Source organism: Verrucosispora sp. WMMC514 (genome assembly GCF_027497295.1).
In the GTDB taxonomy this organism is placed as follows: Bacteria; Actinomycetota; Actinomycetes; order Mycobacteriales; family Micromonosporaceae; genus Micromonospora; species Micromonospora palythoicola.
Window position 1 is genome coordinate 2,330,466 of sequence record NZ_CP114906.1, and the last position, 21,943, is coordinate 2,352,408.

Genomic DNA, 21,943 nt, shown 5'->3' on the forward strand with positions numbered 1-21,943 from the left:
TGGGCTGGTTCTCGTTGATCATCCGATCGAGATGTTTCCGACTCGCAGGCCGTCAACCACAACAGGACAGTGTCAACGCCGGCTGAATTTTTCAGGCGGAGCCGACACTCCGCGGTCCGGCGGAAGACGAGACGACCAGGAGCTCAGCAACATCACCGACGCAGACTTAACCAGGGCTGAGCAGCACGGCAGCGAAGTGCCGCGACCGATCGACCGTGGCGGCCACCACCGATGGTTTGCGAGAGAATTCCGTTGAAGGTCAACGGGTACGGCAGGCCGAGCAGACCGCCCCCATACGGCCAGATCGTGGGGTGAGAGTTCTACTGCTGCCAGGTGTCGAGGAACTTCTGATACAGCTTGGGCTGACTTGCCCGGAGGGCAGACAGGATCCTGATGGCGTGGTCGGCAAGCTGAGCAGTCAGCTGAGTCCGCCTTTGGGCGGGGGCGGTTCCGTCGCTGAAGAAGCATCCTTCAAGTTCGGAGAAGGTGTAATTGATCGCGGAGACGAGGTTCTGGACTGAATCGTCTGCTCCGGTGTCGAGTGGTGAGAGGTCGGCGGCGATGAGGAGGCGTTCGACGCCATCGGGTCCGTCGCTCCAACTGGTCTCGCGGTCAGGTAGCACGTCCGTCAGCACGGTGGGGTCGGTGTCGGCGAGGTATGTCAGGTACTTCAGCGCGTAGACGTAGAGGTCGACTGCGGTGTCGATGATGTTCTCGTCTGCGGTTGCTTCCGGTGTGGCGGCCACGATGTTGAGGCGGTCGACCTTGCGTGCGATGTTGGCCATGATCGAGATGAGCTCGCCACGCCGCTTCCAGGAGTTGCCGTAGGAAGCGTCTTTCCGTCGATGCAGGTTGGCCACCACCGCTCTGAACGTCTTGGCCGTGGAGGTTTCCTCGGCGGCGGGTGGCTCGGGTTCGACCACAGTGAGGCTTTGGGCATCGAGGTCCAAGCGGACGATGCCGCCGCCGTTGTGGCGGAGTGTCCGCCAGGCGGCGAAGCCGGTGAGGATCGCTTTCTCCCAGTCTGCTGCCCGGTGTGCGCCGACCTCAAGGTGGGCGACCATGCCCTGGATGGTGTCCAGGACGTCGTTGTCGATGTGGTTCTTGCCCTCGAGGTAGTGGTGCCGACTGGCGTAGGCGAACACCAGGGCGGAGATGCCTTCCTCGATGGCGATCGCGCGGCCGCCGTCTTCGGCTTCGTCGGTTTCCGGATTGCTACGGCGTTTGCGTTTCAGCAGTGACCGTATGACGGGCGACCAGCCGAGGACGGCGGCGTAGGACAGGTGGAAGATGTCGTGAAAGCAGTAGCCGTCGGCGATGTGTGAGGCGTTGGTGATCGGGTCGCCGACCTGCTTGCCGTTGCAGGTGAGCACCGATACTTCGCGGTCTTCACGACCGCGGGTCAGGGTGAAGACGAAGTCGGCGTGTCGTGGGAGTTGCTCGCTCGCGTCGAGGTCGTCGTCGAATGGGATCGCGTCGGCCGGAGTGTGTCGCCAGCGGTCGCTGATCTTGCTGAGGTTGGCGGTGGCCACGTCGTCGAGCTCAAGGCTGAGGTGGTGCGCCACGGTGGACAGGTACCAGAGAACGTCGCCGAGTTCCTCGCGCATGCGGGCCCGGAACTCCGGGTCGGCCGGGCCATCGCGCAGCTGCTTTTTGTAGGCGGTCAGCACCGCGCCGGCCTCGCCGGCGAGGCCGAGCAGGGCGGCCGCGACGTAGTCACCACCGGCGGGAAGCGGCTGGATGGTCTTGGCCGCCGAGCGCTGGTACACGGTCATCTCCACGCGACACTCCTCAAACCTCTGACGGATTATCCAACAAAGCCAAGTTCCTTGTTTGACTGTCCCACAAGGACTGCCGTATAGTCCAGCAGCAAGATGGATTTCCCGACAACCGGCGGAGTGAGTGATGCGGAGCCTGACCGGTTCTACTGTGGACGCCATCATCGAGGTGGTCGTGCGTCTCCTCGCTGAGGAGCGTGGCCAGTCCGAGGTTGACGTGCGCGACGAGCTGATGGATGGCGGTTGGGAGCTGTCGATCGACTCTCTCCGCCTGGTCGAGATCCTGGTTCAACTGGAGCAGGAACTCGGGGTCGAGATCCCCGCTGACGTCGACTCGGCTCGGTCGATGCGTTCCGTGCGCGCGTTCGCGGAGGTCGTACTTGCCGCCGGCACCACCAGTGACAGGAGCCCCTCATCATGACCACGACGCCCGATCCCGATGTCGGCCGCCTCGGTGACTCGACTCTGCTCAGTGATCGCCTGAAGAAGACCCGCGAGTACCTCAACTTCTCGCAGCAGTGGGTATCGGAGCGGACGGGCATCCCGCGCTCCGCGATCAGCGAGATCGAGCGAGGCGCCCGGCGGGTCGACAGCCTGGAGCTGAAGAAGCTGGCTCGACTGTATCGATACCCGGTCAGCTATTTTCTGGACGAGGATCTCGATGCTATCCCCGCCGAGCACGCAGTCGCCGGACTTCCTCGGCGGCTGACGAACCTCAAACCGGAGGACCTCAATCAGGTGATGCGGTTCGCGCAGTTCCTGGAGATGTCCTACCAGGCTGACGCGGAGGGCGACGGACAGGACGAGCATCCCGTGCCGCAGCGTCGAGGAGCGTCATCGTGAACTGGCTGATGGCCCACCGGGTCGCCGGCATCGCTGCGGCCAATCTGCGGCGTCGTCTCGATCTGCCTGAGGACCGCTACGTTGATGTATTCGCCGCGCTGAGGAGCTGCGGTCTGATGGTTGCCGGACAGGACATGCCCAGCTTGTTCGGCATGTACTTCCCACCCGGCCCGAGCCAGCATGGTGGCATCTTCCTGAACAGCGCCATGAGCGAGGCCACGATCCGGCACACTGCCGCGCACGAACTCGGTCACGCGGAGCTAGGACACGGGCGGTGCCTCGCCGACGGCCCCGATTTCACTGCGAAACCGCCGCAGCAGTGGCCCGACGAGGAGAAACAGGCGGAGGCGTTCGCGGCCTGGTTCCTGATGCCGATCCGGGCCGTCAAGACGACTTTGACCCGACTTGGCCTGGATATACCGCGGGAGGCCATGGACGTCTACCAGCTGTCGCTACACCTGGGCACGTCGTATCGCGGGACGCTGCGGCACGTCCAGCACCTGCGGATGGTGCGGCCGGAAGCCGTGAGAGGCTGGGCGGCCGTTCAGCCCGCGCGGTTACGTGCTCGCCTAGGTGGACAGGCCGCCAGTCGGGTGTGGGACCTGAGTGGCCTGACCGAAGGCTGCCGGCTGCCCGTCGAGCCGGGCGACCGGCTCGTTGTTCGGGCTCCCTGGCTGGGTGCCGACCCCGAGTTCACCGGCCCGGACGCGATAGTCATGCTCGCCGAGCCACGTGCTGTCGCTCCCGGCGATGGCGTCGAGTTCGACATCATCGGATGCATTGAGAGTGAATCGGTATTGACGGTGAGGTCGCGGGATCGGCGGGAAGTGTGGTCGGTCACCTTGATGCCCACGCCGGATGATCACCGAGGGCTCATCGCCAGCGCGCGATCTCAGCTTCTGGTCGGGCCGATGAGCGGAGCGCGACGGTGAGCATGATCAGCGTCGAGGCATCTAACGTGTCCACCGCCTGGCTGTCCGTGGCGGGTCGCCTCGACGGCGAGCCGAAGCGGAAGGCGATCCACACTGTGGTTCGTATCGTCGACCCGGTGGCGGAAACAAGCTCAGTGCGAGAGGCCATGGATGCCTTGCTCGCGGCCAAGGACCTGCCAAGCGTGGACACGGTCGCCAATACGATCTTTCCCGCCGCGATCGCTTCGTCCAGCCGAGACCACGCGGAGCTCGTGCAGCGTTACGTGCGGATGTACCCGCTGCTGCAGAAGCGCTTCCCGCAGAACAGACGCGGCACCTACTTTCACCGGTTGATCCAGTATCCGGGCAGTGATGGCCCTTTCGACCAGATCGGGGCGGTCATCTCCCGCATTCGCACGGAGCGCGATGGTGGGAACCCCAAGCAGGCACGCTACGAGACTGCCCTAGCGGTTGCCGACGATGCGGCCGCGAACGTGCCGGTCTACATCCCTGGCCGGGACAACAACGCGATGGCGTTCCCCTGCTTGAGTCACTGTTCCTTCCAGCTGGACACGGAAGGTCGTGTGCATCTGCTAGCGACGTACCGCAGTCAATACCTGGTCCAACGTGGCTACGGCAACTACCTCGCGCTCGGCCAACTCCTTGCCCACGTCGCGGAGCAGACTGGACTGCAGGTGGGCCACCTGACCGTTGTGGCGGGCCGCGCGCATCTGGAGCCTCCGGTTGTGCCCGTGCGTGGGATGTTGGCGCGTTTCGCCGAACTGACGTAGGGCGCGGCGGCGTGGCGTTTAGCGCGTCTGGCTGATCCGGCAAGTCGCGAGGGCACGGGCGACAGCGGGGTTGTCCAGTACAGCAAGGCACTCGTCCGCGAATGCCGAGAACCCGGTGAGGGTGTTGGCTAGCTGCGGGTCGGCGCTGAGGTCGATGTGGCTGCTCTCTACATGCAGGTCGCGGTGGATACGGGCGCCGAGCTGGTCCAGCGCAGTGACCAGGACAGCCACCGCATCCTCGTACGCCACATCGCCGTCGGCCGACAGCTCTAGGGACATTCGGACGCTCCTCATGTAGGCGGTCGGGGGTGTGATCACTCGGCAAGGGATGCTGTGGGCAGACGGTCGTTGATCCCCCACTTCGGCGGGAACCATGCCGTCAGCGGCTGTGTGTCCTGGCGGTAGTTCTGCTTGATGTTGGTTCGGCCGCTGATTCCGGCGACCTCCGGATGAGCGACCCGAGAGTACTTGTCGACCTCGCAGAACAGGTTCTGGCAGTCGATCAGTTGGAGGCGACGGCCCCCCAGAGTGGGAAACGACAGTCCCAGTCGCGCGAAGTGGTGTTCCTGCGTGTCGGCGACGTAGCGGATGACGTCGGCCTCGATTCCGTCGGCGGCCAGGCCGAAGCACTTGCGGATACCGTCGCGGGCGCCAGGCCCCGGCACGACGAACTCCATCTCGTCGAAGGTGAGTGCGGCAGCGTAGTTGAGGTCGATCGCGAACTGGTAGGCCAAAAAGTTTCCGAACGCAGGGAAAGACCGGAGGATCTCGAACACCTGGCGCAACCCTCGAGCTTCGGCGATCCTGGCGGGTGCCGATGCCTCCATCATCATCTCGACCAGGCGCAGGTGGTTGCGATGCTTCCGCGCCTCACCGAGGTTGGGGGGCGGGATCACGTACGCGGCTGAGTAGAGCCGCTCCTTGGCCGCGAGGGCCTCACTCAACACGGGATCCAAGATCTCGAACCGATATCCACTCCAGGTCGGTGTGTCTACCGCCACGCAGAGCCGCTGCCAGGTTGACGAACGGTTGAACAATTTGAACAGCACGGTCCGAAAAAAGACCTCGTTCCAGGCCTGGTCCCCGCGGTATATAACCTCGCGGATTAGATGTTGGCTGACCCGGTCGGCAGCGCGGTAACAGTTGGTAAACCGGTAGTGCGCGAGGATCGGATCCTCGGTCCAGGGATGAGGCGCTCCACCTAGCCGGGCTAGGTAGATCCGCTGCCGGGCCTCCGCGAATCTCCAGTAGGTGTCGAAGACCGGCGTCGGCATCAAGCGCCGACCCGCCAACGTGATAACCCTACGACGAGCCGTCGAGCCGCTCACCGCCTGATCGACTACCGCACGGGCCATGCCTCTAATATATATTAGATATGTTCTTTGTGACAGAGGGGTGGGGTGGCGTGTGGGCCTGTTGAAGGATTCGCAGCGCCGTACGACCTCAGTCCAGTGGCCCGCTGAGGTCGACGCTCACCTGGATCTTCTGGTCCGGCTGGCCGCCGATGAAGGGATTCTGGTCAGCCGTGCACAGATGCTGTCGGCGCTAGTCGCGAACGCGAGCCTCAGCGGCCCGACGGTGGCGAAGATTGCGCGTCGTTACCTTGGCCGACTCAAGGTCGGAGATCTAGCTCGCGGCGCACCCCGATCAGAGGATCTTCCTCAGGTGCGCCACCGCGGCAGACAGCGGATCCCTCCGCCGCAGACGAACTGACTCAGGCGCGCGCTAGCCACCGTTCGGCTTTGTTTCGGCAGATCAGGTGCCGCCTGTCTCAACCGCAGGGAGGTGAGGGCTGGTTGGCACTGCAGCGGAGCCGGCCGCACATCGACGGCGTAGGAGTCCCAAGTAGGCTCAATGTGAAGCAGCGAGTTGCCCGGGGAGGTGGCACGGCTGAGGCACGTGACGCCGCAGCACCACTTCCTGCGCGTGGGTCAAGTGGTGCCGGCCGACCAGGAGGTTGCCACCGTCGAGATCGATACGCTGGTCTCGGAGGCGATCGCGGTTATGGCCCGTCGCGGCTTCGATCAGGTGCCGGTCACGTTGAACGGCCTTGTAGTAGGCGTCTTCAGTTATCGGTCGCTCGCGCTAAACCTTGCCTTCGTGCGACGGCAGGATGACCCCCTGTCCTATCCCGTCGGCGACTTCCTTGAGGACCTGGCTTTCGTCAGGGCCGGCTCCGAGGTCGAGGACGCGTTGGAGGCGCTGCATCAGAAGGGGGCGGTGTTGGTGGGGGATGAAGAGCGGCTAGTCGCTGTCGTCACCGCCGCCGACGTGAACGGCTACCTGTGGACCACCACGAACCAGTTCATGATCTTGCGTGATGTCGAACTGGCGACGCGATACCTGGCTCAACGGGCGTGTGCCGACGAGGACGAGCTACGCGCGCTCGTCGCCGCGGTTCGTCCCGAAGGCATGAATGGCAGCCCTGCCGAACGCCTCGAGGACCTGACGTTTGGCGAGCTGATCGCCGTCATCAACGGCCCCGAGCGTTTCGGCCGGGTTTTCAGCCGCACCTTCGGTAGTAGCCGCGAGTTGGTCTTCTCAATGCTCGAACCTGTACGGGATGTTCGTAACAAGGTCTTTCACTTCCGGGACGTGGTGACGCCGGATGAGGTCGACCTTGTCATGAACGCCCGTGTGTGGCTACAGCGCAGAGTCAGGATGGTCCAATGACCGCCCGCCCGTCTGCACATGAGCTACTCGCCGAGCGGTTGGATCGTGTCCGCGGCGCACGGCACATCATCCTGCGCGCGCCTACCGGGTCCGGTATCACGCGCATCCTGGCGGAATTCATCGCGCGGATTGCCCCCACCGGCTATGTCCTGATTGTGTCGTCGCGTCAGGTGCTGCTCGATCAGTGGACCGCTGTCCTTGAGAGCCAGGACGTTGCTCCGGTGCGCTACCTAACCCCGCACCGCGCCCTGGAACTTGCCAGCCGATCGTCGGCTGATCCCCAAAGCGGAATATTCCTCGCCACGATTCCCGACGTCGACCGCGGTCCCGTGCGGCTAGCGCTGCAATCGCTGCCTCTTGCCTTGCTTGTTCTCGACGATGTTCCTCGGCCGGACAGCGCCACGTTGCCTGCTGTCCTCGGCATCGTGGACCGGGCTCGTCAGACCATTTTGGTCGACCGCCAGCCTCGCCAAACTCCCCCGTCATGGCTGCATGACCCCTCAGTGGCCGAGGTTACTCTGGCCGAGGCCATCAGTCTGAGTGGTAAGGGCAACGTCAGCCCTGAAAATTACCCGGTAACGCTCAGCCCGACTGAACGCTACGTTCTCCAACAAGCGTTGTCCTTGCTGAACAAGAAAGACGACATCCCCAGCCGCCCCGTTTTGCACTCGGCATTGATGCGGCTCATCAATGAGGGGCAGCAACCCAGAACAGACGCCACAAGCCAAGTGGACATGGCGTGGAATCTTGTTGACCTTCTCGAAGACCTCGGCCCGGATCCGCGGCTAGACGCGATGACGGAGGCGGTCGTGCGCAGGCGTCAGTTCGGTCCCGTCATCGTGGTGACTGGTCCATTACGCGCCGAGGTCGAATACGTACGGGACCACTTGGCTACGCACGGGATCCACACCACACCGTGGAGGTTGCAGAAGGGGCCGAGTTTTCCTACCGTTGGGGCCAAGGACGACTTGTTCCCCGTTATTGTCGCACCGCGCAATGGTCTCGATCTTGACGAGTCGTTGCTACAGGACGCCATTCTGGTGTACTTCACCGAGCCACGAAACCATGCCGATCGTTCATGGCTCGTGAGCACGCTGCACACCGGCGTGGCACGCGCCGCAGTCCTTCCCACCGACGGGCAGGCGCTTAGGTAGGGCAGCTAAAGCGTCGTCGACGATGTAGTGCTTGAGGGAGCCATTTCCAACCTGATGGTGCAGGTCAGCGGCGTGGAGGAGGCCTGTAGCCGGGTGAGGTGAGGCTCCCGGTAAGACAAGCAATCGACCAAGAAAGATGCCCCTCCCGGGAGCCTCGTTGCTGTCTTACCCTGCCTCGATCCCGTTGTCCACTCGATCCCTGAACCACGTCGCCGCCCTGATCCGCACCCATCGCCACCAGCGACGATCCCGGTGGCGGCGCCTCGACCCCGGCCGCCAAGCCCTGCTCGTGCTGGCCCATCTCCGCAACGGCGACACCTTTGCCCGTCTGGCCGCCGGATTCGAGATCGGTCTCGCCACCGCCTGGCGCTATGTCCACGCGGCGATCACGCTGCTCGCCGCGACCACCGACGACCTGCACCAGGCAATGAGCAGGATCCGACGGCTGGCCTACGCGATCCTCGACGGCACCCTGATCCCGATCGACCGCGTGTACGACCAGAAGCCGTACTACTCCGGGAAACACCGACGGCACGGGATGAACGTGCAGGTCATCGCCGACCCGGCCGGACGCCTCGTCTGGACATCGGCGGCGCTGCCCGGCTCGGCACACGACCTGACCGCCGCCCGCACCCACGACATCATCGCCGTGTTGACCAGCGCGAACGTGATGACCTTCGCGGACAAGGCGTACCAAGGCGCCGGCGGTTCAGTCCGCACCCCGTTCAAGCGCCATCGCTACCGCCCAACGCTGTCACGTCGGCAGAAGGCCGTGAACAAGGCCCACGCCCGCATCCGCGCCCGCGGCGAACGAGCCGTCGCCACCCTCAAAACCTGGAAAGTCCTGACCAAGCTGCGCTGCAGCCCATCCCGAACGACCGCGATCGTGCAGGCCATCCTCGTCCTGCACCACGTCGAGAACCCGACCTACCGAGGATGAAAAACGCTCAGGCATGCTTGATCTCGATCTTGGACTTCCCCTCAGCAGGGCGGTGTGTGGCGTACTCAACAGTTGAACTCCCAGGTCGCTGCCGGGGTGCGTCATTTGGCTGGACGCAGCGGCGCTCGGTTGTTGTCGACCTTGGCGATGGTCGTCACGGCACACCTCCTGTAGGGCTGCTGCGCATTCCGCTGCCCAAACGGCGGGTCCCCCGCTCGCTCGGGGTCGACGACGCCACGCTGTGCCATCGTCAGCATCACGCCACCGTCCTGATCAACGCGGTCACCCGTGGGCGCATCGACGTGCTACCCGACAGCAAGGCCCACACGTTGAAGAAGTAGCTGCGGGAGCACCCCGGCGCCGAGTGGTGTGCCGAGACTTCTCCGGCGCCTACGCCGAAGCGGTCCGCCGCGCCCTACCTGATGCGGTGCAGGTCGACGACCGCTGGCGACTGTGGCACAAACTCGCCGAGGCCATCCGCATGGAGTCACCCGCCACAGCCCGTGCTGGACCGCTGCCGGCCTGACGTCGTCGGCCGGATCCGAAGGACCACCGAGTATGCACGCCTCACGGCGTTGTTCGACGTCATCGGCGAGGCTCCGAATGGTGCCTACGAAGCATCGAGGACGTGCTGATTCACCTTTCCGGCGGCCTGTCCGCCTCGACCAGAACCCAGTCCCTGACCCGGGCCGAGGCGGACAGCAGTAGCCCGCGCACTCCCATGCCTGACAGATCGTCGCCGCTATACAAGGGCACCTGCTCAACCAAGTGCACGAGGGCTTGGTCGGCGTGGATAGCCAGTGGTCCGGGCCGGGCAGCGAGAGGTACCGACTCGAGGTCATGAACAGGCGATACGGGCACAGGCCCCCTCGGCCCGATGCGAGGTCGGGTGTGGTGCGTCGATCCGGGCGGACGATGGCCGGCGCGGATGCCGACGGGCATCATCAGTGTGTGGCGGCGGTGGAAGCCTGGTTCCTCGGCGGACCGGTCGACGGGCGGATGATGCTGGTGGAGACGACGGCAGCGGGCATCCTCCCGGCGGTGGTGAGGATGCCGCAGGCTGGGTTGTACGTCGGTGCATCGGAGTGCGCGATGCCGGTGGTGGCGCATCTGTACGCCCAGAGCGAGCGCTGGGATGACGTCCAGGTGTACTCGTACCAGGGAATCGATGAGGCGAGCCGATGAGGGCTGACGAACTCCTCGACGCGGGGCAGGTAGCCCTTATGTGGCTGAGGCGGGCTCTCGGCGACTTGTACGTGCACGACTGGGCCCTGCTTCGTTACGGAGTCGGCGAGCGAGCGCTGACCGCTCGCCTCGCCCATCACCTTGTGGCGCACGTGGATCCGATGTGGCACGTGGACGCCGAGTACGACCGACAGGGCAGGAAAGGGGCCATGAAGGTTCGGGACAGGGCCAAGAGGACGCGAATGCAGCCGGACCTTGTCGTCCATCGACGAGGTCTGCGGGGTATCGAGAACAATCGGCTGTTCGTTGAGGTGAAGCGCCGGTGGCAGCAGCCGGCGGGGGATGCCGATGACATCGACAAGGTGCGTCAGGCCGTGATCGAACATCGATATCAGGTAGCGGCAGCTGTCGGTATAAGCACGACGGGAAGAGGGTTTTCGCCGGTCTGGACCGTGTACGTCCCCTCGCGGAGGCCGCGAAGCGGTACCCGCCGGAAGGCTACGTTGGTGGGGCGGACGGAGGCGGTGTTCGATGAGGCGGAGCTCGTAGCTCTGGAGGTAGCCGCCCGGCAAGCCGGAGCGGATTAGGGATCTGTGGGATGGGTCTTGGGGTTATTCATCGCCCGGGTCGCTGCGTGCCTCGCTGATGCGGTGCCGGGCGCGCGTCAGCGGGTAGCAGGCTGGGTCCGGTCCTGACGGAGAGGTCGCTCAGGCCGGAAAGGCATCATGCTCAACCCTGCGGTGGGGCACTGTCAGCCGGGAGGCTTACTGCATCGCTTGGTGCCAGACCTGTCGGCGGATGTATGGGCCGGCGAGGAAGAACGCCCGCTCCACGTCGTCGGGCCGGCGGTGTAGCCGGGTCGCCCATGCGTGGCAGTGGTGTACGTACTCGGCGTAGGTGTGCGGCGACGATCGGATGTCCCACGTTCCCTCGAAGGCCCAGAACGCCCACGCTGTCCATCGGACCGCGATCAACGGGCCGTCGCCGCGTTCGTTGCTCTAGCTGGCAAAGTAGGCAAGCTTCGTGCCGAAGGCAGGGCCCAGTCCGCGTAGACCCTGCGGGCCCATCAGGATGTGCCACGTCTGCGCCGGGCGGTTCGCGTTCCCGCGGAGCGCGTCCACGAGCGCGGGTAGGCGTTGTCGTCCGTCCCGGTCGAGGATCCGGCGTGTGCGGTGCCATCCGTACGCCTGCTCGCCGAATCCCCATGCCATCGTTGCCACGAATAGATCGAGCGGACGTCCGGCGTGGGAGCCCACCTGCTGACGACTGATGGTGGCGCTTATGTCGGTGTGAATGAGGACGCGTGCGACCCGCTCGACAGCGTCGGCGACGGCCGGGTCCACTGGTTGGCGCCGCCAGGCGGCGAGCTTCCATCGCACGGCGTGCGCAGGTGTGGGTTCGGGGAACGACTCGATGATTCGTTCCGTAATCGCCAAGGCAGTGATCTCGTCGGGTGCCTCACCGGCTGCCCGGCTGCGCACGAACTCGGCGAGAGCCGCTGTCCACTCGACCTCTGTCACGGCGGACATTGTCCTCACCTGCACCGATGGCTGCGGTCGTACGACAGGACACGATCGGAGCGCTTGTCGGGTCACATCGCTCTCAGCCGGCGGAGCAGTCGCATCAAGGTCATGGTCGCCCTCTTCCGCGAAGGGTGGGCGAGGTTCTACGTGAGAAATGTATTTTGCCTGGATTGGGTTCCCGTCAGCTGCCCTCCGGAGATCTATTTGATGCGGGCCATCTCCTCGTCTTCGCAGATTGGCTACTCCGAGTCGGGCGTCGTCGGCGATGGCCGGACGACATGTATCGCGTGAGAGATGCTCGCTGGCCGCAAGGCTGCTCGGCGGCGTCGGTGGAAGTTCCACGGTCGGCGTTCCGGTGCTGCTCCGCCGTGTCGTGCCCACATCGCAGGGCCGGCCTTTCGTAGTGTCTAGCGGCAAGAAGTCCTGTTGGTGGGACCATCGTGACCGAGCAACGGTGGGCTCGCGTACGTATTGCTGTCGGTACGTGAAGGAGAGACCGAATGAAGCAGGGCGCCCCAGAGAGACGCCCTGCCAGTGGTGTCAACTAGCCGACAGTCCCAGGGCTGACACAGAACTGGGCTTGGGGACGCCGATCAAGCGAGTCACGTCGGCTCTGAATCTCGCGAAGATCGCGGGTTCGCGAAAGTAAGGAGGAAGGCCCTCCATGTGCTGTCGGGAAATGACAGTGCGGTTCCGGGGTCGGTGGAGTCGAAGATGTCTACACCGCGATCATGGCGCGAGACGGTGACGCAGTGGTCGTTGGCGCACTTGGAGCTGCGTCGTGTCCACAAGGGCGCCGAGTACTCGTTCTTCTCCATTCTTCCTCCTGAATTTTTCTGACTCGTGCTGGGGGTCGTAGTTATGGGTGGTTGTGCGAATCGGACGAAATCATCTGCCGTTTTCGTAGCTCGTCGGCGTGGAGGATGCCCGCCAGTCGAGCAACCACCCTCACGTTGCGTCTTACAGGTGATTGCTCTTTGTAAGCAAAGTAGCAGGGCAGTGCCGGTTTCGGCTACGAATGTCATGGTCCATTGGCCCGCGCAGGGCTGGATGGGATGGTCTGCTAGCTTATTGCCACTAGCCATAGCCGGACAGGCGAAAGCAAACTGCCACAGGCAAGTTTCAGCAATCCTTTTGCCTGTTGCAATTATCGGCGGGAAGGCGTGGACGTGAGGACGGGCGGGCAGGGGCCGACGACTAACCGCAGGCGCCTGCGCATGGCGCTGCGCAGTATGAGGCTTCGTCGCAATTACTCGCTCGAGGACGTCCGCAGTACGATGGAATGGTCGCTATCCAAGATCATTCGTATCGAGAGCGGCACGGTGAGCATCTCGGTCAACGACCTCCGGGCGCTCCTGTCCCTCTACGGCGTCAGCGAACCTGACGAGGTCGGTCAGATGATCGACTTGGCGCGGTTGGCGCGCAGACGCCACTGGGCGGCGGAGTACCGGGAGTACGTGTCAGCCTCCTACATGGACTTTCTGGGCTATGAGGACGATGCCGCACAGATCAGCCAGTACCACCCTTTCCTGATTCCCGGGCTTCTGCAGACCGAGGATTACGCACGGCTCGTGGTTACCGCCGGTCCGCATTACCGCAACGACAGTCAGGCTGCCGAGGCGAGGGTTCGGCTACGTATGGCTCGGCAGGCTCGGGTGTTCACGGCTGATCGGCTATGCACAGTGCGTGTCGTGTTGGACGAGCGTGCGCTCAAGCCCGTTCACAGCCCCGACGTGATGCGACATCAGATCGACAAGATCGTGAGGCTTCTACCTCGCCTCGACCTGGTCGTCCTCCAGCAGGAAACCGCCGCCGAAACCGGCTTCATCGGCCCGTTCTCCTTCCACGAGTTCGACTCGGACCTTGATCCCGACGTGGTCTACCTCGACAACCAGCCCGACGACGTGGCCCTCGTCGAGGACGCCGACATGGTGGACGGCTACAAGGCCTCGTTCCGCGCGTTGTACGACCAGGCCGTCCCCGGCGAGGACGAAACTGCTCGAAAGATCCTCGACCGCTACCGGCCTCACTGACCATCCCGCTCACCGCTCCGAGCATGACGGGGCCTGGGCATAGGAATCACCTCGGCCTCGGGCCTGACCGTCCTCGGTCCACCCCTGCCGCCATCGCCGTCATCGGAGTGCCACCGGCCGTACACAGGTTGCAGGATGACTCTCACCGACTCACGCCCTGTCGGGTACGCCAATACGATCAGCAGCACACCTGCCAGGATCGCTATGCGCATGTCGCCCAGGGCTGCTCCCGCGGGCAGGGCAACGGCGGCCATCACCGCTCGGTTCATTGTCTCGCTCCGGACCATCAGGGCCGCCCGCCACGGGCCCGCCGTCGAGGTCTTCGGCGGCGACACCGCCAGCGATAGGCGCATGGACGACGTGTCGATGTCGGACAGTGGGTCCGTCTTCACACCGCCACCGGTAACCATCATCGAGATCCTCCGTTTACCCTCGCGCGATCCACTTGACTTGCAGAACGCAAAATCCGATCCGCCCATGGCAACTTGCCATTGGCAGATTAGCGGATGCTGGTCGTCCTGCTTGCGCGCCACGCGGAGGCGGGCGTGTCGGGTCAGCCGTCCTGCAGTCCAGCGACTGGCGCCAAGCCAGTCGCATCACGCCGCGATGGCGGCAGATGATTGGTGACTTGGGAGCGCACCACGAGCCAGCCGGCACCAGGACGCCAAAGCGCGGCCGTGCCAGTCACTGCCGGTAGCGGCGTCTATGGGCACATCGAGGTCCGGCAGCTCAGACCTGTTCGACCTGCTTAGTGACGGCCGTATGGGTCCGTGTGCTGCTGCGGGCGCGCTGTGCGGTTCGGATGCTCGACACGTCCCGTCCGGACGAAGACGGGAGGCTTTCCGCTGGCCGACGGGGACCGGATCTTGCGTCGGCATCCCGAAGAGGTTCGACTGGTCAGCTTGTCATCTGATCGTCCCGGTGGTGGCGGGTGTGACGTTGTCGCCGCTGGTGTGGCCGCGGGCCAGGATGAGGACGTAGGAGAACAGTCCTGGTTTGATCCCGGCGACTGTCTCGTGCGCGGCGAGCAGCTGCCCCGTGGCGGGGTCGATGATCAGTGTCGAGGTTGACCCTTCGGCCTCTACCCGGAACGTCAGTCCGGTGCGTCCGGCGAGGTCGGTCATCGTGCCGTGGTAGGTGATGCCGGGGATCGTGGCGAGGACGTGCAGGGTCGCCGCTCGCTGCTGCTGGTCGAGGTGGTGGCTGGTGGCTAGCCCGACGACACCGCTGGCCAGCAGTCTGGGGTAGGCGGGCTCGTCGGCCAGCTCGGGCGGTGCCAGCAGTTGTGCCAATGCTGCCGCGTCGGTGGGAACGGCACCGGGTAGGTACGCGTGCAGTTCCCCGGCTGGGTAGTGGGTGGTGGTCGGCGTGGCCTGGTCGAACAGGCGCCGTTCCTGGCGGGTGGGGCGATGGTCCACGCCCGGCAAATCCGGGGCTCGGCGGGTGATTTCTGTGCCGGAGCTGTCCGCGGTGTGCCGCCAGCGTTGAAGGTCGGTGCGGACGATCGTGTTGGTCGCGCGGGCCCAGGTTTGCAGGTGCAGGTAGGTGTAGGGAAGGTCGCTGGTGTTGTCGGCGGGTGTGCTCTTGACGGTCTCCGCAAGGACCGTCAGCCGCTGCTGTGCGGTCAGTCCAGGGCTCGTGGCTGTCCGGGTAGGTGGGCTGGCCGAGGGTGTGGTGGCTGAGGAGACGGTGGCGCTCGGTCGCGGGTCGGCGGCATTGCCGGGCTGGCATGCGGTCAGCAGGATGGCGCCGCCACCGAGAAGTGCGGTGAGCAGGCGGCGGGCGGTGAGAGTCGGGGTCGTCATGGAGCGGCCGCGCCTCACTTGCTCTTACGGGCGTGGATGACCCGCCGCTCGTAGGAGGCCAGGAGCACACGGGGGTCGGTCATGAGTCCGGTGAACCGGTCGATGTCGGTGTCGGTGATGCCGGCCCGGCTGGGATGTAGCTGTGCGGCGATGTCGACGAGGACGCGGCAACCGGGACCGTTACCGGTCCAGGTTTCGGTGATGGTGTGCACGCAGTGCTGCACCATGCCGTGGTCCACGAGCAGGGTCGCGATGTCGCTGGGCCATGTCGGCGTGCCGTCGGGGCCGGTGAATGCGTGGTGGATCTGGTGCAGCATGCGGTCGATCAGACTCGTGTCGTCGTCTGCGGGTGTCCGGTGGATCCGCGGCGGGGTGGGGGTGATGTCGGCCAGGAGGAGCCAGCCGTCGGGCCGTAGCCGGGCGATCATCTGTTCCAGCACGTCGACCGGGTCGCGTAGAGGGCCGTACGGCCAGCGGGCGACGATGTGGTCATAGCTGTCCGTCGTGCCGGGCAGGAGGTCTCGGTCGAGGTCGCGCTGCTGGACGTCGATGACGCTGGTCGGAGTGAGGCGGCTGGTGTCGTGGTCGACGGCGGTGACCGACCCGAAACGGCCGACGAGCTGCGCCAGCCGGGCGGTGATCTCACCGGGGCTGACCCCGATCTCCAGCACCGACTGATGGGATCGGATGTCGATCCGATCCAGGTCCGTGCGGATGACCGGGTCGAGCAACAGATGCAGGGGCCCAGGACTGGCCGACAGCGACGTGATCGTCATCGGTTCCTCTTCAAGGTTGGACGTGGGTGACGTCGGCGGCATCGGCGCCGGCCGCGCCTGGGGCTGTGAGCTCAGGTGGCGGATTTGATGCGGTCGACGAGTTGCGCGGCGGCTTCGATCGCGTCGCGTTGGTGGGGCAGGAGCGGTTCGGCGGCGTAGCCGGCGACGACGGCGGCGTACGGGTCGGGCAGGTGGGTGGTGGTGCCGGCGAGTTCTTCGAGGAACGCCAGGGCGCAGTGCGGCACGTACCAGGGGTTGTATCCGCCTTCGTGTGCGGCGACGAGGCGGCCGTGGCAGAGCCGCCCGGCGGCGTCGACGAGCAGTCGGGTCATCTGTCGGTAGGTGTCGGCGGTGAGCATCTGTCGGGCGAGGGGGTCGAAGACGTTGGCGTCGAAGCCGGCCGCGAGCAGGATCAGGTCGGGGGCGAAGCGGTCGAGGGCGGGCAGGACGACCTGGTGCATGGTGTGGAGGTAGCCGGCGTGGCCGGTGCCGGCCGGTAGCGGCACGTTGAGGGCGTACCCGGCACCGGGGCCGGCACCGTTCTCGCGGAGGTGGCCGGAGTCGGGTGGGTAGCAGTTGGCCTGGTGTATGGAGATGGTGAGGACGGTCGGGTCGGCGTAGAAGATGGCTTGGGTGCCGTTGCCGTGGTGGACGTCGACATCGACGATCGCGATGCGGGGCAGGCCGAGTGTGGTCTGGGCGTGGCGGGCGGCGACGGCGATGGTGTTGAACAGGCAGAAGCCCATTGCGTGGTCGGCGGTGGCGTGGTGGCCTGGTGGTCGGGTCAGGGCGTAGCCGTTGGTGGCCTCGCCTTCGGCGACTCGGGTGACGAGTTCGGTCAGGCCGCCGGCGGCGAGTCGGGCGATGCGGTAGCTGCCCCGGCCCACCGGGGAGTAGCCGTCGCCGGCGTCTCCACCCCGAGGCTGGTCGCTCTGCTGTTTGATGTGCTGCACGTGGTCGCTGGTGTGTACGCGCAGGAGTTCGGTCATGGTGGCCTCGCGGGGCTCGATAGCGACGAGGTCGCGGAGCAGGCCGCTGGCGTGGATCAGGTCGTGGATGCGGCGTGTGGTGTCGGCGTTGCCGACGTGCGTGCCGGGTGGGATGCCCGCGGACGGATCTGGGGGCAGGAGTCCGTTGCTGGTGCCGGTGTCGTGCCACAGGTAGTGCGGGTGGAAGACGTAGCCGGTGGGCATGGGGTGTCGCCTCCGTGAACGGGTGCCAGGGTCAGGGCGCGGTGGTGAACGTGGGGTGTGGTGTGCGGGGGTGTGGGATCGGTGCCTGGATGGCGGCGGCCAGGTCGGCGGCGAGGGCGTCGATCTGGCCGCGGGTGATGCCGGGCATGCAGATGAGGTGGCTCAGGGGCCCGTCGGTGGCCAGCAGCCATTTGGCGCGTACCGGCTCGGGTGGGGTGGGCAGGACGACGGTGAACGCGTGGGGCCAGCGGCGGGCTGTCCAGCCGGTCGCGCGGATCTGCTCGACGGCGTATGCGGCGATGCTGCGGGCGTGGCTGGCGCGCCAGCGGTGGCCTTCGCGGCCGTGCAGGGCGATGGCGTGCCACAGCAGGGCGGCGGCCAGGCCGCAGCGGGAGCCGGTGATGGTGGTGTCGACGCTGGCGGTGTAGGCGATCGGCTGGCGGGCTGGTGTGCGGGCGCTGTCGCGGATGAGGACGACCCCGCAGGGGGTGGGCACGCCGAGGAACTTGTGTCCGCTGATGGCGATGCTGCTGATGCCGCTGGCGTCGTCGAGGCGGAGGGCCCCGTCGAGGGCGAGGGGGATGCCGGACAGGGCGGCGTCGACGTGCAGGTGCCCGACCATGCCGTACTCGGTGAAGAGCGTCCGGATGCGGTGCGTGTCGTCGACGGCTTCGGTCATGGTGGTGCCGGCCGTGGCGACCACGATCGCGGGCCATCGCCGGCGTTTGCGGATCTGCGCCGCAAGGTCGTCGTAGTCCATCTCCCCGTCCGGGTGCGCCCGCACGACGACGGTGTAGGCGCCGAGCATGCTCACGATCTTGGGGATGGAGTAGTGGGCGGCGGTGGAGTAGTAGATGCGGGCGGTCGGCCACCGTCGGTAGGCGGCGTGCAGGGCGGACAGGTTGCCTTCCGTGCCGCCGGTGGTGACGTAGCCCCACCGGTCGTCGGCCGGCATGCCGAGCAGGTCGGCGACCCAGCCGGTCACGGCTTGTTCCAGTACCCGTGTGTGCGCCACGCCGCCGGTGGTGGCGGGGTCGCCGATGTTGTTCCACAGCCGGTGGCCGAGGCGGGTGATGACCGGGGTGTGGTCGAGGTCGACCGCGCCCGGGTATCCGATGCTCGTCGCCGCGGCGGCATCGGCGGCGTGGATGAGGTGGTCGAGGACGGCGGTGACGTCGATGTCGTCGCGGGTGAGGTCCGCGGCGGCGGCCAGATCGAGGGTCACGCTGCCGGCTCCCCGCCCAGGTGTGCCCGGAGGATGGCGTGCAGGGCCGCGAGACGTTGCCACACCTCGCGGATCGTCGAGTCGCCCTGCTCGGTGAGGGTGGCGTGCGGGTTGTGCCAGAGCGGGTTCCAGGTGGCGTCGAGGGGTTTGCTGGATCGCACGCCGTCGCCGGTGCGGCGGGCGTGGGGGTCGCGGTCGACCTTGATGGCGGTGTCGTCGGTCAGCAGCACGTAGCACTGGCCCTTGAGGTCGAAGGCCGACCTGCTGTAGGCGGTGCCGGACGGGCTGCGCAGCGCGTGGGCGAGCTGATGCCAGGAGCCGTCGGCGGAGTCCAGCGTGCTCACCCCCACCCCGGCGTAGGTCGCGTCGGGTGGAAGGGTCATGTCGCCGCCGTTGACCATCGACCGTTGCGGCCCCAGGGGATGCCACGGCTGCCCGGCGGCCGCCGCAGAGGCGATGTTGTTTCTGGCGATGCCGGCCAGGTCGGTCAGCAGCGCCGGGAGATGGTGCGACTCGGGTGCGGACAGGAACAGCCGGACGGCGGTGTGCAGCCGGAAACCCTGCGGCTCCGCCGGGGCGTCGGAGGTGAAGAACAGCATCACCGCGTGCGGGCCGAGGGCCTCGCGGGTGCCGTAGCGCTCGTCGGCGGCGTGCAGGTGCCCGGCGTTGAGACGTGTGCACCGGTACACCACCTGCTGACGGAGATCCGCCCACCACCGCTCGTCCCGCCCCGCTGCCTCGATGCCGGACTGCCCGGCCGATACAGGAGGCACAGGTGGGGGCGGTGCGGGTGCCGGCTCCGACGGGTAGGCGGCCGGTCTGTAGCGGGACGGCGTTGCGGAGCCCGGCGCGGGCGGTGGATCGTAGCCGGACGCAGGTCCATAGCCGGGCGGCTGGCCGTACCCGTCGGCAGGTCGATGATCGGAGGGTATCTGGCCGTGCTGCGGGTGCCAGCCGGGATGCAGCGGGTCGACCGGGCCGCTGTGGTGCCCGGCAGGTCGTTGGGTGTGAGTCATCATCGCGGTCCTCGTCAGATCGAGATGGTGATGGCGTCGGGCACGGCATTCGGTGCCGGCGTGCCACGGCCGATACCGGCGTAGACCTGCGGCCGGAACAGCCGCAGATGCTCGGCCCACAGCCCGCCGATCACCGCGGCGGCGGCGATGATCAGGGGCAGCAGCAGCGGGACCAGGGAGCCGGGTGCGGCGCCGAGGAGACTGCCCGCGTTGAGGACCATCAGGCCCAGCAGCACCGTCCCGGCGATCAGACCCAGGACGGGTGCGAGGCGCCACTGCCACACGCTGGCCCGCTCACCGAGTCCAGGACGGGGGACGAGGAGCGTGGCCAGCGACGCGGCCAGCAGCAGGCTCAGCAGGCCCATCGCCCCCACCGTGGACAGCCAGGTGAACATCTGCGCGAGCGGGTCGGCGCCGGCGGCGGCGAACCCGGCAACCACCACCGCGGCGATGCCGGTCTGGGTCAGCGATCCGCCGCGCGGCGCGCTGACCCGCCTGCCGTCCTCGGCTCCGGCGAGCCTGGCCGGCAGCACCCCCTCGCGGGCCATGGCGAACACGTACCGGGCGATCACGTTGTGGAAGCTGAGCGTCGCGGTGGCGACCCCGAGCAGCAGCGTCACCCCGGCCACGGCCACCGGCCAGGCGCCGAACCAGCCCAGGATCGTCAACGGCAGATCAGCGTCCGCCGCGGCCCGGTCGGCCACGGTGTGCGGGCCGACCGCCACACCCATCGCCCACGCCGCCGCGGCGTACACCCCGCCGAGGACGAGCGCCCCGACCACGGTGGCCCGGCTGACCGCACGCCGGTCGACGGCCTCTTCGACAAGCGCCCCTGGGGCGTCGATGCCCATCAGCGAGGCCACGCAGAACGCCACCGCCCCGCCGATGCCCCCGACCGCCAACCCGGAGGCGTCGAAGCCCTCCCAGGACAGGCCGCCGGCCGCGGCGTGACCGACGCCGGCCAGGACGAACAGGGCGACGATCAGCAGCGACACCAGCAGGACGGCGGTCAGGACCCGGGTCGACCGGTGGATCGGCCACCGCCCGAACACCGCGACCGCCGCCAGGGCGATGCCCGCCCACACCCACCACGACCCGCCGGCCTGGGCGGCGAGGGTCGCGCCGAGCAGCCCGTAGAGGCTGATCTGGATCGCGTTGTAGGCCACCAACGCGACCATGCCGCCGGCCACTCCCCAGCCAGGTCCGAGACCGCGGGCGAGGATGCCGTAGTAGGCCGCCGGGTGACCGACCTGACGCGCCATCGCCGTGTACCCGACCGCCAGCACGCCCACTGCCGCGGCGACCAGCACATAGGTCAGGGGCAGCGCGCTCACCCCGGTGGTCGCGTAGATCGCCGGGATACCGCCGACCAGCACCACCAGCGGCGCCGATGCCTGCGCTCCGAAGACCCACAACCCGAACGGCGTCACCGTTTTGCGTTCCAGCGCCACCTGCACGCCCGCCGTCACCGCACCTCACCCCGCTGCGAAGAGTCGGGGCACGACGAGCTGCGGCAACCGTCGACCGGATGGGCGATCACGGCGCAGGCCGGGGTCGCCACCACGTACACCGCCGCCGGCCGCACCGGGCCGCTACGCCAGTAGCGCTGGTCGCGAGCCAGGGCCCGGTCGGCCTGGTGCCGGTCGGTGGTGAACCCGAACAGGTCGTGGCTGCCGTTGCGCCACACCCGCCGGATCGCGTAACCCCACCCGTCCTCGACCGACGGGCTGGCAGGTGTGGGGGCTCGTGTCGCCGCCAGCCGGGTGCGCATTGTCGATCGGCGTGACGGGCGGTGACGGGTCCGAACGCATGACACGGAGAAGGCTCCTTCGTCGTCGAGACGGTGTGACAGGGGGCGGGATGCTGCCCCGGGTCTCACGAGTGGGCCGACGGTTGCCGCCGTCGGGTGAGACCCGGGGCGCTCGGGGTGGCGGCGCGGACACCGAATTGGGCGAGTCCGCGTCCCGCCGCGCCGGGACGCAGCCGCAGATGTGTTCGTCCGGTCGGCGGACGGGTCAGACGGGACTCGCACCTGTGCCTCCCCACGAGCGGGTGACGCGAGCGTCCGCTCGCCTCACCGGGCTGCGACCCCGGCGA

The 21,943-nt window shown here is 66.8% G+C and carries 22 protein-coding genes and 1 pseudogene; 10 read left to right on the forward strand and 13 right to left on the reverse strand.

Going from position 1 to position 21,943, the window contains the following annotated elements:
* Nucleotides 1–320: 320 nt before the first annotated feature.
* Complete coding sequence (locus tag O7597_RS10405; RefSeq protein ID WP_281583228.1) at nt 321–1,775, reverse strand: nucleoside triphosphate pyrophosphohydrolase family protein; 1,455 nt, start codon at nt 1,773–1,775, stop codon at nt 321–323.
* A 130-nt stretch (nt 1,776–1,905) separates the two neighbouring features.
* Between O7597_RS10405 and O7597_RS10410 the strand changes: the two genes are divergently transcribed.
* From O7597_RS10410 to O7597_RS10425, 4 genes are read left to right on the forward strand one after another with little or no spacing between them, the layout of a single operon-like run.
* Complete coding sequence (locus tag O7597_RS10410) at nt 1,906–2,199, forward strand: phosphopantetheine-binding protein (protein ID WP_281582577.1); 294 nt, start codon at nt 1,906–1,908, stop codon at nt 2,197–2,199.
* Nucleotides 2,196–2,621 (forward strand): helix-turn-helix transcriptional regulator, encoded by a 426-nt coding sequence (locus O7597_RS10415; protein ID WP_281582578.1) that lies wholly within the window; start codon nt 2,196–2,198, stop codon nt 2,619–2,621. Before O7597_RS10410 ends, O7597_RS10415 begins: the two co-directional genes overlap by 4 nt.
* Entirely contained in the window at nt 2,618–3,553 is a 936-nt protein-coding gene (locus tag O7597_RS10420; RefSeq protein ID WP_281582579.1) for an ImmA/IrrE family metallo-endopeptidase, read from the forward strand. Before O7597_RS10415 ends, O7597_RS10420 begins: the two co-directional genes overlap by 4 nt.
* A 2-nt stretch (nt 3,554–3,555) precedes the next feature.
* Complete coding sequence (locus O7597_RS10425) at nt 3,556–4,323, forward strand: hypothetical protein (RefSeq protein WP_281583229.1); 768 nt, start codon at nt 3,556–3,558, stop codon at nt 4,321–4,323.
* An 18-nt stretch (nt 4,324–4,341) separates the two neighbouring features.
* On the opposite strand, the gene O7597_RS10430 is transcribed toward O7597_RS10425, so the two are convergent.
* Together O7597_RS10430 and O7597_RS10435 are read right to left on the reverse strand one after the other, a co-directional pair.
* On the reverse strand, nt 4,342–4,602 hold the full coding sequence (locus O7597_RS10430) for a hypothetical protein (RefSeq protein WP_281582580.1): 261 nt from the start codon (nt 4,600–4,602) through the stop codon (nt 4,342–4,344).
* Nucleotides 4,603–4,637: 35 nt separating this feature from the next.
* The gene (locus O7597_RS10435) at nt 4,638–5,678 is read right to left on the reverse strand and encodes a nucleotide kinase domain-containing protein (protein WP_281582581.1); all 1,041 of its coding nucleotides are present in this window, start codon (nt 5,676–5,678) and stop codon (nt 4,638–4,640) included.
* 544 nt (nt 5,679–6,222) lie between these two features.
* Here O7597_RS10435 and O7597_RS10440 point away from each other — a divergent pair.
* The 5 genes from O7597_RS10440 to O7597_RS10460 all read left to right on the forward strand — a co-directional run bounded on the left by O7597_RS10440 (nt 6,223) and on the right by O7597_RS10460 (nt 10,862).
* A complete protein-coding gene (locus O7597_RS10440; protein ID WP_281582582.1) occupies nt 6,223–6,996 on the forward strand; it encodes a CBS domain-containing protein in 774 nt (257 codons plus the stop codon).
* The gene (locus O7597_RS10445; RefSeq protein WP_281582583.1) at nt 6,993–8,150 is read left to right on the forward strand and encodes a DEAD/DEAH box helicase family protein; all 1,158 of its coding nucleotides are present in this window, start codon (nt 6,993–6,995) and stop codon (nt 8,148–8,150) included. Before O7597_RS10440 ends, O7597_RS10445 begins: the two co-directional genes overlap by 4 nt.
* Nucleotides 8,151–8,307: 157 nt before the next feature.
* Complete coding sequence (locus O7597_RS10450) at nt 8,308–9,090, forward strand: transposase family protein (protein ID WP_281582584.1); 783 nt, start codon at nt 8,308–8,310, stop codon at nt 9,088–9,090.
* A gap of 951 nt (nt 9,091–10,041) precedes the next feature.
* Nucleotides 10,042–10,275 carry a hypothetical protein gene (locus tag O7597_RS10455; RefSeq protein ID WP_281582585.1) on the forward strand — a complete coding sequence of 78 codons (234 nt, stop codon included), beginning with the start codon at nt 10,042–10,044 and terminating at the stop codon, nt 10,273–10,275.
* Entirely contained in the window at nt 10,272–10,862 is a 591-nt protein-coding gene (locus O7597_RS10460) for a hypothetical protein (protein ID WP_281582586.1), read from the forward strand. The genes O7597_RS10455 and O7597_RS10460 overlap by 4 nt, the downstream gene beginning before the upstream one ends.
* 177 nt (nt 10,863–11,039) lie before the next feature.
* Here O7597_RS10460 and O7597_RS10465 read toward each other — a convergent pair.
* Nucleotides 11,040–11,804, reverse strand: a pseudogene (locus tag O7597_RS10465) (hypothetical protein).
* Nucleotides 11,805–12,400: 596 nt separating this feature from the next.
* Nucleotides 12,401–12,883, reverse strand: coding sequence for a DUF397 domain-containing protein (locus tag O7597_RS31745; protein WP_348650795.1), 483 nt, complete (start codon nt 12,881–12,883; stop codon nt 12,401–12,403).
* Between the two features lie 132 nt (nt 12,884–13,015).
* Between O7597_RS31745 and O7597_RS10475 the strand changes: the two genes are divergently transcribed.
* A complete protein-coding gene (locus O7597_RS10475) occupies nt 13,016–13,831 on the forward strand; it encodes a helix-turn-helix transcriptional regulator (RefSeq protein ID WP_281582588.1) in 816 nt (271 codons plus the stop codon).
* Here the strand turns inward: O7597_RS10475 and O7597_RS10480 are convergent.
* From O7597_RS10480 to O7597_RS10515, 8 genes are all read right to left on the reverse strand, one after another.
* Complete coding sequence (locus O7597_RS10480; RefSeq protein ID WP_281582589.1) at nt 13,825–14,364, reverse strand: hypothetical protein; 540 nt, start codon at nt 14,362–14,364, stop codon at nt 13,825–13,827. The genes O7597_RS10475 and O7597_RS10480 overlap by 7 nt on opposite strands.
* Before the next feature lie 372 nt (nt 14,365–14,736).
* Nucleotides 14,737–15,636, reverse strand: a complete 900-nt coding sequence (locus tag O7597_RS10485; protein ID WP_281582590.1) for a hypothetical protein — start codon at nt 15,634–15,636, stop codon at nt 14,737–14,739.
* A gap of 14 nt (nt 15,637–15,650) precedes the next feature.
* The gene (locus tag O7597_RS10490; RefSeq protein ID WP_281582591.1) at nt 15,651–16,412 is read right to left on the reverse strand and encodes a class I SAM-dependent methyltransferase; all 762 of its coding nucleotides are present in this window, start codon (nt 16,410–16,412) and stop codon (nt 15,651–15,653) included.
* Between the two features lie 71 nt (nt 16,413–16,483).
* Nucleotides 16,484–17,605, reverse strand: a complete 1,122-nt coding sequence (locus O7597_RS10495) for a class II histone deacetylase (RefSeq protein WP_281582592.1) — start codon at nt 17,603–17,605, stop codon at nt 16,484–16,486.
* 31 nt (nt 17,606–17,636) lie between these two features.
* Nucleotides 17,637–18,830, reverse strand: coding sequence for a histidine decarboxylase (locus O7597_RS10500; RefSeq protein ID WP_281582593.1), 1,194 nt, complete (start codon nt 18,828–18,830; stop codon nt 17,637–17,639).
* Nucleotides 18,827–19,603: a hypothetical protein gene (locus O7597_RS10505; RefSeq protein WP_281582594.1), complete on the reverse strand. Its 777-nt coding sequence runs from the start codon at nt 19,601–19,603 to the stop codon at nt 18,827–18,829. Before O7597_RS10505 ends, O7597_RS10500 begins: the two co-directional genes overlap by 4 nt.
* Before the next feature lie 257 nt (nt 19,604–19,860).
* Nucleotides 19,861–21,315, reverse strand: coding sequence for an APC family permease (locus O7597_RS10510; protein ID WP_281582595.1), 1,455 nt, complete (start codon nt 21,313–21,315; stop codon nt 19,861–19,863).
* Nucleotides 21,312–21,617, reverse strand: a complete 306-nt coding sequence (locus tag O7597_RS10515) for a hypothetical protein (protein WP_281582596.1) — start codon at nt 21,615–21,617, stop codon at nt 21,312–21,314. Before O7597_RS10515 ends, O7597_RS10510 begins: the two co-directional genes overlap by 4 nt.
* Nucleotides 21,618–21,943 lie beyond the last annotated feature (326 nt).

What these genes read in the sequence shown, in the direction of transcription:
- O7597_RS10405 (WP_281583228.1), bottom strand. Translation starts at nt 1,775, where the DNA reads ATGACCGTGTACCAGCGCTCGGCGGCCAAGACCATCCAGCCGCTTCCC.
- O7597_RS10410 (WP_281582577.1), top strand. Translation starts at nt 1,906, where the DNA reads ATGCGGAGCCTGACCGGTTCTACTGTGGACGCCATCATCGAGGTGGTC.
- O7597_RS10415 (WP_281582578.1), top strand. Translation starts at nt 2,196, where the DNA reads ATGACCACGACGCCCGATCCCGATGTCGGCCGCCTCGGTGACTCGACT.
- O7597_RS10425 (WP_281583229.1), top strand. Translation starts at nt 3,556, where the DNA reads ATGATCAGCGTCGAGGCATCTAACGTGTCCACCGCCTGGCTGTCCGTG.
- O7597_RS10430 (WP_281582580.1), bottom strand. Translation starts at nt 4,602, where the DNA reads ATGTCCCTAGAGCTGTCGGCCGACGGCGATGTGGCGTACGAGGATGCG.
- O7597_RS10435 (WP_281582581.1), bottom strand. Translation starts at nt 5,678, where the DNA reads ATGGCCCGTGCGGTAGTCGATCAGGCGGTGAGCGGCTCGACGGCTCGT.
- O7597_RS10445 (WP_281582583.1), top strand. Translation starts at nt 6,993, where the DNA reads ATGACCGCCCGCCCGTCTGCACATGAGCTACTCGCCGAGCGGTTGGAT.
- O7597_RS10460 (WP_281582586.1), top strand. Translation starts at nt 10,272, where the DNA reads ATGAGGGCTGACGAACTCCTCGACGCGGGGCAGGTAGCCCTTATGTGG.
- O7597_RS31745 (WP_348650795.1), bottom strand. Translation starts at nt 12,883, where the DNA reads ATGGCTAGTGGCAATAAGCTAGCAGACCATCCCATCCAGCCCTGCGCG.
- O7597_RS10475 (WP_281582588.1), top strand. Translation starts at nt 13,016, where the DNA reads ATGGCGCTGCGCAGTATGAGGCTTCGTCGCAATTACTCGCTCGAGGAC.
- O7597_RS10485 (WP_281582590.1), bottom strand. Translation starts at nt 15,636, where the DNA reads ATGACGACCCCGACTCTCACCGCCCGCCGCCTGCTCACCGCACTTCTC.
- O7597_RS10490 (WP_281582591.1), bottom strand. Translation starts at nt 16,412, where the DNA reads ATGACGATCACGTCGCTGTCGGCCAGTCCTGGGCCCCTGCATCTGTTG.
- O7597_RS10495 (WP_281582592.1), bottom strand. Translation starts at nt 17,605, where the DNA reads ATGCCCACCGGCTACGTCTTCCACCCGCACTACCTGTGGCACGACACC.
- O7597_RS10515 (WP_281582596.1), bottom strand. Translation starts at nt 21,617, where the DNA reads ATGCGCACCCGGCTGGCGGCGACACGAGCCCCCACACCTGCCAGCCCG.